Genomic DNA, 13,173 nt, shown 5'->3' with positions numbered 1-13,173 from the left:
TTAATCCTCTATCTCTAAAATCTTTATATTTTGATTTGTATATATACAAAGTTCACCAGCTACCATTAATGATTCTTTAACTAAATCTACTGGTTTTAAATCTGAATGTTTAGCAAGAGCCCTTGCTGCACTAATAGCAAAATTTCCTCCACTACCAATAGAAGCAATTTGTCCATCTTCAGGTTCAACTACATCACCTGTTCCACTTAGAATAAAAATATGTTCTTTATTTAAAACTATCATCATAGCTTCTAATCTTCTTAGAACCTTATCTTTTCTCCACTCTTTTGAAAAAGCAACAACTGCTTTTAATAAATCACCTTTAGAATTTTCTAAGTGACCTTCAAACATATCAAATAGATTAAAAGCATCTGCAGTACTTCCTGCAAAACCTGCTAAAATCTGATTTTTATATAATCTTCTAATTTTTGTAGCATTTCCTTTTAAAACTGCATTTCCAAAGGTAACTTGTCCGTCACCTCCAATTACAGCTTGTCCTTGGCCTTTATATGCAAGTATGGTTGTAGCTTCAAACATCTATTCAACTCCAATAATATCAACTTTTAAACTTGCATGAATAGCATGACCTAATTTACAATCAACTGTAAAGATACCTGTTGCTTTTATTTTTTTGTCTAAAGTAATTGCTTTTTTATCTATTGTAATTTTAAAATCACTTTCTAAAGCTTCGCTAATCTCTTTATTTGTAACTGAACCAATCAAGTGACCATTAGCACCAACTTTATGTTTAATTGTTAATTTTGTTGATTCTAGTTTTTCTGCAAGCTCCTTTGCATCCGCAATCTCTTTTGCTTCATTTTCTGCTTTAACTTTTTGTTCTTCTTCAAAATTTGCAATAACTTCATCAGTAGCATGTAAAGCAAAACCTTTTGCAATTAAAAAGTTTTTTCCATATCCATCTTTTACATCTTTAATGTCACCAGCTTTACCAGTTCCTTTTACATCTTTTATTAATAGTACCTTCATAATTTCTCCAATTCTTTTTTAAAAAGTTGAATATTCTACAATAAGTTATTTGAATTGAGTATTAAGATTGAGATTAAGATTTTAAGACTTGTGAGTATAGTTTTCAAGCTTCAAAGAATTTATGAAGCTTGAAAATTTTATTTATTTGTTTTTATTGAAGTTACTAATTCAGTACACCCTTGTTTATAATATCTATTATCAGATGATTTTGTTACAACAACTTCTTGTTTAAGTTTTTTATTTTTCATTGTCATAGTAAGTGGCAACTTTTCATTGATCTCTTTTGCTAAATTAATATCCTTTTTAGTAAAAACATCAATAGCTGAGCATTCATTTTTTACCTGAGGACAATTAACTTCATAATAAGACCCATCTTTTGCTTTTTGGACAAACACTTTTTTTGCATTTAATTTAGCATCCAAAACATTACCATTTTTTGAAGCCAATGGGTAACAAGCCTCTGCCATATCTTTAATTCCAAAAACCTTTGCTTTTCCTTGAAATAAATATTGTAATCTTACAAGATTATCTGCTTGATCGGTACCTGTTCTACAATAACTATAAATTGCACCAATAGTACTACTATGTAGATTTTTATTATTGAAAGCAACATTCCAACCTCTAAGATTTGGTTTTAAAGCACCTTGTAAATATAAACCATCTTGTTCTGCTTTTGTTCTTGAATCAGTAACTACAACTTTTTTGCCATCAATTCTTGCACCATTTAATGCAGCTTCAACCTCTTTTGTACTTGCGTAATAACCCAATTTTTTTATTAAAGATTTAATATCTTTATTTGTACTAGAATAACCTTTGTTCTCCTCTAAAACACCAAATTTTTTAATAAACTTACCAAACTCAGTGTTATCTACATCATGATTAAAAACATTCCCATATTTACCCTCTGTTGCAAATAAACTTAGACCTAAAAAAAACGAAACACAAACTATCTTTTTCATCTAATCTTCCCCTTAATAAATTAATTTGTTATTATAATACCATATTTTTAGATTTATCAGAAATTTTTAATAAGTAATTTTATAAATTTCGTGTTTATCACTATTAGTAGGTGTTATTCCACAATATAATTATAATTTTAGATTATAATTATTATTGAAAAAATACAATCATAACTAAAGAAAAAATGATTTGAAATTTAAATACATAACCAGCTAAAACAAAAGCATCCCAACCACTTTCTTTAATAGCTTTAAATGAGATTTTAAGTCCAATTGCACTCATTGCTACTAATAAACAAATCTCTGAACTTTCAGAGATAAAAGTAGTTAGCCCTTGAGGTAAGATTGAAGTTGAAGCAATAATTGAAAAAAAGATAAATCCTATAATAAATATTGGTATTTGAAAACCTCTTTTTTGATTATTTTCAGTTGTGTTGTTTTTTGCCACTGTATAAACTAACCATAAAATTAAAGGGCTTAAAAGCAATATTCTTCCCATTTTTACAATTGTAGCACTTTGTCCAACTATTTCATTTACTCCAAAGCCTGCTGCAATTGCATGACCAACAGATTGTAAAGTGTTCCCTAATAAAATCCCTATTTGAACATCACTTAATCCTAATAAAACTCCAATAAAGGGTAAAACAAATAAGCCAATAGTTCCTAATAGATTAACAATAGCTATAGCTAAAGCAGATTTTTCTTTATCAAGTTTAACTATATCTTTTGTTGCAGCAATTGCTGCACTTCCGCAAACAGCATTACCTATACCTAAAATTAAAGCAAAATTACTATCAAAGTTTTGTTTTTTTGCAAGAAAATTTGTAAATGCTATAGTTGCCATTAATGAGATTACAATTAATAAAATTGTTTCAAAGCCAAGCTCTTCTAAAACATTAAAATCTAAATTTATTCCTAACAAAGAAATAGCAAGGGCTAGGATAGTTTTTTCACTAAAAGTTATTCCTGAATTAAACTTTGAAGGGAATTTGATTAGATTTCCAACTACAGCACCTAAAATGATTGCAATTGCAACAGAGCCAATTGGTATATAAGAAGATAAAAGAAAGGCAAAAAATGCAATTAAAATGCTTAATAAAATTCCGTATATTTTTTCCATGGGCAAATTATATAAAAAGAAATTATAATTAATGCTTTGAGAAATAAAAGTTTTACTTATACTTGACTATTTAACCCCAGATTTGCATTGGAGGAGTATTTGCAACTGCTTTTAAAATATTCGCCCTTGAAACAATTCCTAATAAATTGTCATCTTGATCAACTACAGGAATAGCAGTTAAAGAAAAATCAACCATAACCTTTGCAACCCTTCTTATATCAGTTATGGGATCACTTGTTATAACTTCATTAAAATCGAAAGTTGACAATTCCCTCTCCATAATATTTTGAGCAAATTCTAAATCACCAACAAGTAAATCTAAAATAAACTCTTGTGTTGCTAAGCCAATGATTTTATTATCATCTTTATTTAAAATAGGAATTTGTCTAAATTCATGCTCTTGCATCAATTCATAAGCTTCATGAAGAGTATTATCTTCATTTAAACTTATTACATCCCTTGTCATTAAATCTTGAACATGAAAAATTGGCTCTTTGGTATCAATATTAGCCATTTTTTTGTAAACAGACTTAGCCTCTTCAATATTTTGATTTTCATAAAGCTTTTTTTTAGATTTCAAGCTATGGTCTTTAGGAAGACCTTCTTCAGTATTGTTTCTAACCCTTGCAATAGAATCAACATTTGAAAGAGTATATAAATTATCAATTGTACTTCTAAAACTCAATCCATTGTTATTATATATTGCAAACATTTAATTACCTTTTTTCTTGGAGTTTCAACTAGCTATGTCTAGTGTGTTTGGCAAAGAATGTCTTATATTTCTTTTTTTAACATAATTGTTTAAACCAATGTGATTATTGTACCCTAATAGTTTGGCTATTTTTCTAACTGATAACCCCACTGCTAATAGTTCTTCTATTTTGTCCCTTTGTTTATCAAACTTAGATTTTTGAATTGTTCCCTTTGGTTTTCCTAAACTTTCACCTTTTAATTTTTTTGCAGTAAGAGCTTCTTTTGTTCTTAAACTCATTAAATCTTTTTCAAGGTGTATAGTCATTGAGATAACACCAAGTATCATTTGTGTCAACATATCTTTATCATCAATTAAATCAAGATTTTGTTTAACAACAATAATTCTAATTTTATTTGAAAGCAAAAATTTAACTATCTCTAAAATTGTCTCGATGGTTCTGCCAAAAACATTTAAATCATAAACAACAACAGTTGAAGAGGACTCACAATTTTTTAAAAAGTCAAGAATATTTTTCTCATCATCCGGAGTATCTATAACTATTTCAATCTCTTTATTGATAGAAATATTGTGCTTAGAAATATATTCTTCTAAGCCATTTTTTTGATCTTTTGTATAACTCTCATTATTGTTGTTAACTCTAACATATGTGAAAACTTTAGACATATTAATTCCTTTACAAAATTTATAATTAAATATATAAAATAGACAAAATGTTTAATTATATATATTTAAAACTTATACAAAATGATATACTTTTATTTATTAAACCAAGCTTAAAAAAAGCTTATTTAGATAATTTTTTAATGATATTCATTATTCTTTTGAAAATAAAGTCTTTTTTGGCTAATATCACCTTTTATTAGTACTTTATGAAGGTTTTAAAAGTGAAATTAGTAATTGGAATAACAGGAGCAAGTGGCACAAAACTTGCACTAAAATTTGTACAAAAACTGCCTTCAAGTGTTGAAGCATTTGTAGTGGTATCAAAAAGTGCCCGAAAGGCTTTGAAACTGGAGCAGAATATCGACATAAAAGATGAACTTTTAAAAAGAGAGAATACTCATATTTTTAAAGAGCATCAAATAGAAGCATGTATCTCATCTGGATCTTTTAAAACTGACAAAATGATAATACTTCCTTGTTCAATGAATACCCTTGCAAAGTGTGCTGTTGGTATGTCAGACAATCTAATAACTAGAGCTTTTACAGTAATGTTAAAGGAGAAAAGAGAGGTTGTTTTAGCACCAAGAGAGATGCCTTTATCTACTCTTGCATTAGAAAATATGCATAAACTATCAACTCTTGGAGTGGTTATCGCACCTCCTGTATTAGCCTACTATTCAAAACAAGATTCTATAGAGCTTATGGAAGATTTTTTAATAGGAAAATGGTTTGATTTATTAAAGATCGAACACAATCTATATGAAAGATGGAAATAAAATGGGAAATTGCAAAAGAGAAAAAAACGTAGAAGGAACTTATAAGAAAGCTATTTATAGTGGTACTTTTGATCCAATCACAAATGGCCATATGGATATAATTTGTAGAGCTTCAAACATTTTTGAAGAGGTGATTATTGCTGTTGCAATAAGTGAAGCAAAAAACCCAATGTTTGACCATAAACAAAGGGTTGATTTTGTTAAAGCTGCAACAAGTAAAATTAAAAATGTTAAAGTTGTAGGATTTGATACTTTACTTGTTGATTTAGCAACAGAATTAAAGATAAATACTATTGTTAGAGGCCTTAGAGCCGTTTCTGACTTCGAATATGAGCTTCAAATGGGTTATGCAAACTCATCTATAAATAAAGATATTGAAACACTTTATTTAATGCCAAAGTTAGAAAATGCTTTTGTTTCATCAACAATTGTTAGAGAAGTTATTAAATTTAAAGGAAAATACCAACACTTGGTTCCAAAAGAGGTTCTAGAATGTATATAGTAATTGAAGGTATAGACACAGCTGGGAAATCTACACAACTAGATATCTTAAAAGAAAAATTCCCTGAAGCAGTTTTCACAAAAGAACCAGGTGGCACAGAACTTGGCTTAAAACTTAGAGCCATGGCCTTAAATGGTGAAGCAAAAAGTAAAATTGCTGAGATGTTCATATTTCTAGCTGATAGAGCTGAACATATTGAAGAGGTAATAAAGCCAAATAAAGAAGGTATAGTTGTAAGTGATAGAAGTGTAATAAGTGGTATTTCGTATGCTTCTAACTTACCCCTTGAAGTTGTTACAAGTTTAAATCTTATAGCTACATCAAATATTCTTCCTAGCCATGTAATATTGTTAGAATTATCAAAAGATGAATTAACAAAAAGATTAAGTGGTAAGACAAATGACTCAATAGAGTCAAGGGGTATTGATTATTTGATTGATATTCAAAATAGAATGAAAAAAACAGTAGAAATACTAAATTTAAATCATATTTTTATCGATGCAAGCCTTAGTATCGAAGAGATTTCAAAAAAGATAGAGGATTTTATTAATGGCTAACATTCAAAGCTTAAGAGGAATGAATGACATATTAGGTGATGACAGTAAACTATTTACCTATTTTGTAGAGAATGCATCAAGAATTGCTAAAAACTATGGGTTTACTTACTTAGAAACTCCAATTTTGGAAGAAACAGCATTATTTAAAAGAAGTGTTGGTGAGAGTTCTGATATTGTAAATAAAGAGATGTATCAATTTATTGACAAAGGTGAAAATGACGTTTGTTTAAGACCTGAAGGTACAGCAGGAGTTGTTAGAAGTTTTGTAGAAAATAAATTTGATAGAGCTGGTGGTACATATAGATGGTTTTATTATGGACCAATGTTTAGATATGAAAGACCTCAAAAAGGTAGATTAAGACAGTTCCATCAATTTGGTGCAGAGGTGTTTGGTCAAGCATCTGTTTATGAAGATGCTACTATTATAATGATGCTTAAAGATATTCTTGATTTCTTTGGAATTAAGTTTAAATTACAACTAAATTCATTAGGTTGTCCTACATGCATGCCTCCGTATAGAGAAAATCTGGTTAAGTATTTAACAAATATTAAAGAAAACCTTTGTGAAGACTGTAATAAAAGGATTGAAACAAATCCTATTAGAGTTTTAGATTGTAAAAATGAAAACTGTCAAAAACTATTATACAATGCCCCTAAAATCACTAACAATTTATGTGAAAAATGTGATAGTGACTTTATAAGTCTTAAAGAGGTATTAGACTATAACAACATTGAATATGAAGTTGATACAAATCTTGTTAGAGGTTTAGACTACTACTCTCAAACTGCCTTTGAATTTACCTCTTCAGAGATTGGTTCTCAAAGTGCAATAGCTGGTGGTGGAAGATATGATAGATTAGTTGAGTTTTTAGGTGGAAGGTCAACTCCTGGAATAGGATTTGCAATAGGTATAGAAAGACTTCTTGAATTAATTAAAATGAAAGAAGAAGATAATGATACAATATATCTTGGAGCAATGACAGAAGATGCATTAAAACCTTTAACAAAAATTGCTTCTAAAAAAAGAAAAGATACTAAAACAATAATGGAATATACTCCAAGAAGTTTTGGAAAACATTTTAAAATTGCTCAAAAACAAGATGCAAATATTGTAGCTTTAATTGGAGAGAATGAATTAAAAGATGGAACAATTTTTATTAAAAATATAAAAACACAAGAAGAAAAAACAATCAAAATCGAGGATTTCTAATTTTGAATAATTATGGTATTGATATTTGGGCTGATGATAATTTTATAATTGAAGAGGGTGTTGTTAAAGTCAACCATGCTTCAAAGCCTTCATTAATTGAAATGGTTAAAGAGATAAGAGAGCAAGACTATAAAGGACCCTTGTTATTTAGATTTCCTCACCTTATTCAAAAACAAATAGATAAGCTATTTAATCTATATAATAATGCTATAGATGAATATAACTACAAGGGAAAGTTTAATGCTGTATTTCCTTTAAAGGTTAATCAACTTCCAAACTTTATCCTTCCTTTAATAAAGTGTGGTGAAAAATACAATTATGGGTTAGAAGCTGGAAGTAAAGCTGAGCTTATCTTAGCAATGACCTACAATAGATATGGTTCACCCATAACGGTAAATGGTTTTAAAGATAAAGAGATGATTCATTTAGCTTTTATTGCAAAAAAAATGGGTCATGATATTACTGTAATTATTGAAGGATTAAATGAACTTGAAACAATATTAGAAGTTGAAAGACAAACTAATTTACCAACTCCTAATATTGGAGTTAGAGTTAGACTATTCAATAGTGGAAGTGGGGCTTGGGCAAAATCGGGTGGAATTGATGCAAAGTTTGGATTGAGTTCAACTGAGATTCTTGAAGCCTTTGAGATGCTTGAAAAAAACAATTTATCTGACATTCTTACAATGATTCATTTCCATATTGGTTCAGCAATGAATACAATTAAGCCCCTTAAAAATGCCCTTAAAGAAGCTGGACATATCTATGCAGAATTAAAAAACCTTGGTGCTACAAAATTAAATGCAATTAATATTGGTGGTGGTTTAGCAGTTGAATATTCCCAATTTCAAAGAACACTACAATATAGTTTACAAGAGTTTGCAAATGATGTAATATTTACACTAAAAAATATTGCAAAGCAAAAAGGTGTAGAGGAACCAAATATTTTCACAGAATCAGGTAGATTCATAAGTGCATCTTCAACTGTTTTAATTACTCCTGTTTTAGAACTTTTTTCAGCTGAATTTGATGAAGAACATTTAAGATTAAAAGAAAAAAACCCACCATTAATTGAAGAATTAAAAGATTTATATAATGATATAAATTCAAAAACAGCATTAGAATATATGCATGATAGTATAGATCATTTAGATTCACTATTAAAACTTTTTGATTTGGGGTATATAGATTTAGAAGATAGAAGTAATGCAGAGATTTTAACAAACTTAATTATAAAAAAAGCTATTTGGTTTTTAGAGGTTGATGATTACGATGAATTAAAAAGAATTGATAATAAAATACAAGAGAAATATCTTCTTAACTTCTCTATATTTCAATCATTACCTGATTTTTGGGGGATAAAACAAGAATTCCCTATTATGCCAATTACACATTTAAATAAAAACCCAACAAGAAGTGCATCTTTATGGGATATAACATGTGATAGCGATGGAGAAATTGGATTTGATCCAAATAAACCACTTTTTTTACATGACATAGATTTAAAAAAAGAGGAGTATTATCTTGGTTTTTTCCATGTAGGAGCATATCAAGATATACTAGGGATGAGACATAACTTATTCTCTCACCCAACAGAAATAAATGTTATATTTGAAGACAATAATGTTAAACTAGAGAATATTTTAGAGTCTCAAAAAATAATCGATATCCTTGAAGATATAGATTATGATACAAAACAGATGAAAGAAGTTTTAAAAAAGAATTTAGATAATAATACATACAAGATACTAAAAAAATATTTACATGACAATAGTTATCTAAAAACAACTTGGAGCTAATATGGAAGAAACAAGAAATATACATGAATTAATAAAAGAAAAGATTTTAAAAGAGGAAAAAGAGTTAGGTTTATGGAAACAGATAAAAGAGGATTTTTCTGTACCTAAACTAAATGACCCTGCACTAGATTCAAGTTTTGAACTATTTTTTAATTATCCTGGTGTTTGGGCAATAATAAACCACAGAATTGCAAATAGACTTTATAATAAAGGATGGATAAAACTATCAAGGGCAATTGTTGGAATTGGTTCATTATTTACTAAAACTGATATACATCCAGCAGCAACAATAGGAAGAAGAGTATTTATCGACCATGCTATTGGAGTAGTTATTGGAGCAACAGCTATTATTGAAGAAGATGTTTTAATCTATCAAGGTGTTACGCTTGGTGGGGTAAGCCTTGATAAAGGTAAAAGACACCCTACTATTAGAGCAAACTCTGTTATTGGAAGTGGAGCAAAGGTATTAGGAAATCTTGTAATTGGTAAAAATGGCAAAATTGGAGCAAATTCTGTAGTTATTTGCGATGTACCTAAAAATTCAACAGCCGTTGGAGTTCCAGCTAAAATCATAAAAAGAGAAGACAAAAATGGAAGACTTAACCATAGTGATCTTCCAGATATCAATAAAGAGATGTTTGAATATCTACTAAAAAGAGTTGCTATTTTAGAGCATCATATGAATTCTTGTGAAGACCTCAGTATGGAAAAAGAGGAAAATGAATTAGAACACATTTACACAAAGTTTATTAATGCTATGAACTCAATTGAAAAAAAGTAAACTAGTTGATTGAACTTTTACTATTTGGATTAATCACCGGTTTTGTATCTGGTTTCTTTGGTATTGGTGGAGGTACTATTTTAGTTCCAATGTTGATACTTTCTGGTTTTATTATCAAAGAAGCAATTGCAATTTCAATAATGCAAATGGTATTTAGTTCAATATATGGCTCATTTTTAAATGCAAAAAAAGCCAAAGATATTTTTAAAGATGGCTTTATCTTAGGAGTTGGAGGCTTTGTAGGTGGTCTTCAAAATAGTTTTGTACACTCACTTGTATCAAATGAGTTTTTACAGTACTTATTTATTATAATAATTGTTCTATCGATTATTAAAATTTTTATCTCCCCTGCCCAATCTTCCCAAAAAGTTAAAAGTCATAGTAAAGCATCATTGTTTATAATAGGTTTTATTGTAGGTGTTATAGCTATGAGTATTGGTGTTGGAGGTGCTATTATGTTAATACCTCTTCTTGTAGGTGTTGCTAAGTATCCATTAAAAACAGCTACAAGTCTAAGTCTATTTTTTGTGATTTTTTCTTCAATTGCTGGATTTATCTCTTTATCTTTAGCAGGACAAATGCTTTTTCATGAAGGTCTTATAGTTGGTTTAGCTTCACTTATTGGTGTATATTTTGGAATAAAAATAAAAAATACAACACCTATTACTTCATATAAACAATCAATTTTATTTTTAAATTTTTTAATTTTAATCACAATGATTTATGATACTTTTTTTAAAGTCTCTTAATCAATACCTTTTAAGATAAAAGGAACTAACCCACCATTTTTATATATTTGAATTTCAAATTCATTATCAAGTCTAAGTTTTAACTTTATTTGATATAGTTGTTCACCTTTATATATAAAAGCATTTAATTTTAAATCTTTTTTAATTTCACTGTTTTTAATACTTATTGATTCATACCCTTTTAAATTTAAAGATTTTATATCCTCATCAATAAATTGTAAAGGTAAAATTCCCATCTTTATTAAATCTTTTCTATGATTTTCACCAAATGATTTTGCAATTATTGCCTTTACACCTAACAGTTTTGTAGCTTTTGCTGCCCAATCATTTGTATCTCCAATCCCGTAGTTTTCATCTGCAATTATAATTAAATCTTTTTGGGATGCTTGAACTCTTTTTGATTTTTCATAAAAAGAGATAATCTCTCCCGTTTGAAAATCTTTTGTAAATGCCCCCTCCTTTGATACCATCATATTCTTTATTTCATTTGTATCAAAGGCACCTAAAACCATAAGTTTACTACATCCTCTCCTATCTTCAAAAGTTCCAAAATCAAAAGATTTTACACCTTTTTCTTGAAGAAAACTTGCAACACTTATATATGGAGTTATTTGGATATTTGAAGAGATATTTTTAGTATTTATTTGACTATTGAATAAAGCCAAGATTTCACCATTTTCAATATTTATTTTGTCTTTAAAACTTTCTTCTTTAAAAGGTAATACTTGTATAAAAGTTGAGTCTTCATTCCATGGGAATGATTCACTTTGTTCAACTATAATATCTTGCCATTTTTCATTTCCTAAAAAAATATTTTTGTAAATATCTTTATACAAAGTATCATCGATTTTTTCTAAATAACTTAAAACTTCACTATGTTCTGGCCATAATTCATTTGGATTTAGTTTATCAAAAACCTTTAATTTCATACTTCCTATTAAAGAGTGAATAACAACTAAAGATGCTGACATAGTGTAATTAAGTTTGATATTTTCATTTACATAGTTGTTTTCTAAAGTTCCTGAACTAATTGAACAATCAGTTAAAATATTTGGACTTATTTTTTCTTCAATTTTTGTATTTGTATTTACAAAATAAAAACCAATACCCTCTAAATATTTTAATAAATCAAGATTTGCTAAATAATCATAAACAGTTAAATCAGTTTTAAAAAAAGTTTTTATTTTTGAGTCTATTCTAAAACCTTTTTCATATGCTTTTTTAGCAACTAATGCACAATGGATAATTAAAAATGGATTTAAAAAACCATTTGAAGTATCAATTAATGATAAAACTACATTTTTATCCTTAAAAATCTCATTTTTCAAATTTGGTACAACTCTTGGGAAAATATTACTTAGATCAAAATCTATATTTTCATCATATTCTAAATTGTTTTGCTCATTTAAAAAAAGTTTTTGAGTTTTTAAATATTTATCAACTAATTTACTAAAATCCTCATTTTGTCTAGTTTTATTGTAATACAAAATAGTTTTTTCATCAATTGCAAAAAATGAGCACAGTGCATTATAAGAAGAAGCCTTATTTAAAAGCTTAGTTCTATTTTCTAGAGTTAAAAATTTTAAACCATCTCCATAAAACTCTACAATCTTTTCATCTAAATTTGCATTTTGTAAAAGATCAAGTAAAACTTGTAAAAAATCTGAAGAGAGGACTCCATCCCTTGGTTTTCCAACAATTTTTATTCCAACAACTTTAGGTAATTTTATTTTAAGGGGCATTCCTAATATTGTAGCTAAGGCATCAACAGATTCTAGTTTATGCCCTAAAACTCCAAAAGAATTTGTCATATTTTCTTTATAATCAGAAATAGCAATTGTTTCAGGGAATAAAAGAAACTTCTCTTCAATTTTTTCTATGTGCAAGACAGTTGAAAGATATTCTAAATTAATTGGATGAACTATCTTAGAACCTGGTGGAATAACTCTTAAATTTGAAAAGTTTTTGTCACACCATTTTGCAAGTTTATATGGATCTTCATTCTCCTTCATATACTGAAGTAATAAGTCAACACTTAAATTTAATTTTTTGCTTTTTAACTTTTTTTCTTTTAATTTTGCAAGTTCTGCAATTGTAGGAATGGCAGTATATTCTTTTAAAACTACCCTTGAGGGATAAAAATTTATAAACTCATCTTTTCTATTTGTAAATATATCTAATATCTTTTTTGTAGTTAAATCATTTTTTGAGTTTCTAATATTTGCTTCTAAAAGAATTTTTAATGAAATTGGTAATTTCTCTAATTTTGGATTGTTATTTATTATTTTGTCTAAACTAAAATAAAAAAATCTTTCATTTTCAATTACAAAACTATCGATATATTCCAATTTTTAA

The 13,173-nt window shown here is 28.0% G+C and carries 14 protein-coding genes; 7 read left to right on the top strand and 7 right to left on the bottom strand.

Going from position 1 to position 13,173, the window contains the following annotated elements; all coding sequences use genetic code 11:
* The 6 genes from hslV to AC2TY9_RS10220 all read right to left on the bottom strand — a co-directional run bounded on the left by hslV (window position 1) and on the right by AC2TY9_RS10220 (window position 4,444).
* Window positions 1–537: an ATP-dependent protease subunit HslV gene (gene hslV, locus AC2TY9_RS10245; protein WP_489777360.1), complete on the bottom strand. Its 537-nt coding sequence runs from the start codon at window positions 535–537 to the stop codon at window positions 1–3.
* Window positions 538–987 carry a 50S ribosomal protein L9 gene (rplI, locus tag AC2TY9_RS10240; RefSeq protein ID WP_489777359.1) on the bottom strand — a complete coding sequence of 150 codons (450 nt, stop codon included), beginning with the start codon at window positions 985–987 and terminating at the stop codon, window positions 538–540.
* Window positions 988–1,124: 137 nt separating this feature from the next.
* Window positions 1,125–1,946, bottom strand: a complete 822-nt coding sequence (locus AC2TY9_RS10235) for a hypothetical protein (RefSeq protein ID WP_489777358.1) — start codon at window positions 1,944–1,946, stop codon at window positions 1,125–1,127.
* Window positions 1,947–2,097: 151 nt separating this feature from the next.
* On the bottom strand, window positions 2,098–3,066 hold the full coding sequence (locus tag AC2TY9_RS10230; RefSeq protein WP_489777357.1) for a YeiH family protein: 969 nt from the start codon (window positions 3,064–3,066) through the stop codon (window positions 2,098–2,100).
* Window positions 3,067–3,136: 70 nt separating this feature from the next.
* The gene (locus tag AC2TY9_RS10225; RefSeq protein ID WP_489777356.1) at window positions 3,137–3,778 is read right to left on the bottom strand and encodes a CBS domain-containing protein; all 642 of its coding nucleotides are present in this window, start codon (window positions 3,776–3,778) and stop codon (window positions 3,137–3,139) included.
* 24 nt (window positions 3,779–3,802) lie between these two features.
* Complete coding sequence (locus tag AC2TY9_RS10220) at window positions 3,803–4,444, bottom strand: recombinase family protein (protein WP_489777355.1); 642 nt, start codon at window positions 4,442–4,444, stop codon at window positions 3,803–3,805.
* A 221-nt stretch (window positions 4,445–4,665) separates the two neighbouring features.
* Here AC2TY9_RS10220 and AC2TY9_RS10215 point away from each other — a divergent pair, with 221 nt between their 5' ends.
* The 7 genes from AC2TY9_RS10215 to AC2TY9_RS10185 are packed head-to-tail and all read left to right on the top strand — an operon-like array spanning window position 4,666 to window position 10,818.
* Window positions 4,666–5,220: a UbiX family flavin prenyltransferase gene (locus AC2TY9_RS10215; RefSeq protein ID WP_489777354.1), complete on the top strand. Its 555-nt coding sequence runs from the start codon at window positions 4,666–4,668 to the stop codon at window positions 5,218–5,220.
* A gap of 1 nt (window position 5,221) precedes the next feature.
* Window positions 5,222–5,722: a pantetheine-phosphate adenylyltransferase gene (coaD, locus tag AC2TY9_RS10210; protein ID WP_489777353.1), complete on the top strand. Its 501-nt coding sequence runs from the start codon at window positions 5,222–5,224 to the stop codon at window positions 5,720–5,722.
* Window positions 5,713–6,279 carry a dTMP kinase gene (tmk, locus tag AC2TY9_RS10205; protein ID WP_489777352.1) on the top strand — a complete coding sequence of 189 codons (567 nt, stop codon included), beginning with the start codon at window positions 5,713–5,715 and terminating at the stop codon, window positions 6,277–6,279. The genes coaD and tmk overlap by 10 nt, the downstream gene beginning before the upstream one ends.
* A complete protein-coding gene (gene hisS / locus AC2TY9_RS10200) occupies window positions 6,272–7,489 on the top strand; it encodes a histidine--tRNA ligase (protein WP_489777351.1) in 1,218 nt (405 codons plus the stop codon). The genes tmk and hisS overlap by 8 nt, the downstream gene beginning before the upstream one ends.
* Window positions 7,489–9,288, top strand: coding sequence for a biosynthetic arginine decarboxylase (speA, locus tag AC2TY9_RS10195; protein ID WP_489780426.1), 1,800 nt, complete (start codon window positions 7,489–7,491; stop codon window positions 9,286–9,288). The genes hisS and speA overlap by 1 nt, the downstream gene beginning before the upstream one ends.
* Before the next feature lies 1 nt (window position 9,289).
* The gene (cysE, locus tag AC2TY9_RS10190) at window positions 9,290–10,069 is read left to right on the top strand and encodes a serine O-acetyltransferase (protein ID WP_489777350.1); all 780 of its coding nucleotides are present in this window, start codon (window positions 9,290–9,292) and stop codon (window positions 10,067–10,069) included.
* A gap of 5 nt (window positions 10,070–10,074) precedes the next feature.
* Entirely contained in the window at window positions 10,075–10,818 is a 744-nt protein-coding gene (locus tag AC2TY9_RS10185; protein WP_489777349.1) for a sulfite exporter TauE/SafE family protein, read from the top strand.
* On the opposite strand, the gene AC2TY9_RS10180 is transcribed toward AC2TY9_RS10185, so the two are convergent.
* The gene (locus AC2TY9_RS10180; RefSeq protein ID WP_489777348.1) at window positions 10,815–13,166 is read right to left on the bottom strand and encodes an aconitase family protein; all 2,352 of its coding nucleotides are present in this window, start codon (window positions 13,164–13,166) and stop codon (window positions 10,815–10,817) included. The genes AC2TY9_RS10185 and AC2TY9_RS10180 overlap by 4 nt on opposite strands.
* Between the last annotated feature and the right edge of the window lie 7 nt (window positions 13,167–13,173).

This window comes from Arcobacter sp. ISO1 (assembly GCF_058105185.1).
Note: the sequence above shows the minus strand (reverse complement) of the source record. Positions and strands in the feature narration are given on the sequence as shown.

Bases quoted from the DNA above. Each gene is read 5' to 3' on its own strand.
- hslV (WP_489777360.1), bottom strand. From the start codon at position 537: ATGTTTGAAGCTACAACCATACTTGCATATAAAGGCCAAGGACAAGCT.
- rplI (WP_489777359.1), bottom strand. From the start codon at position 987: ATGAAGGTACTATTAATAAAAGATGTAAAAGGAACTGGTAAAGCTGGT.
- AC2TY9_RS10235 (WP_489777358.1), bottom strand. From the start codon at position 1,946: ATGAAAAAGATAGTTTGTGTTTCGTTTTTTTTAGGTCTAAGTTTATTT.
- AC2TY9_RS10230 (WP_489777357.1), bottom strand. From the start codon at position 3,066: ATGGAAAAAATATACGGAATTTTATTAAGCATTTTAATTGCATTTTTT.
- AC2TY9_RS10225 (WP_489777356.1), bottom strand. From the start codon at position 3,778: ATGTTTGCAATATATAATAACAATGGATTGAGTTTTAGAAGTACAATT.
- AC2TY9_RS10220 (WP_489777355.1), bottom strand. From the start codon at position 4,444: ATGTCTAAAGTTTTCACATATGTTAGAGTTAACAACAATAATGAGAGT.
- coaD (WP_489777353.1), top strand. From the start codon at position 5,222: ATGGGAAATTGCAAAAGAGAAAAAAACGTAGAAGGAACTTATAAGAAA.
- tmk (WP_489777352.1), top strand. From the start codon at position 5,713: ATGTATATAGTAATTGAAGGTATAGACACAGCTGGGAAATCTACACAA.
- hisS (WP_489777351.1), top strand. From the start codon at position 6,272: ATGGCTAACATTCAAAGCTTAAGAGGAATGAATGACATATTAGGTGAT.
- cysE (WP_489777350.1), top strand. From the start codon at position 9,290: ATGGAAGAAACAAGAAATATACATGAATTAATAAAAGAAAAGATTTTA.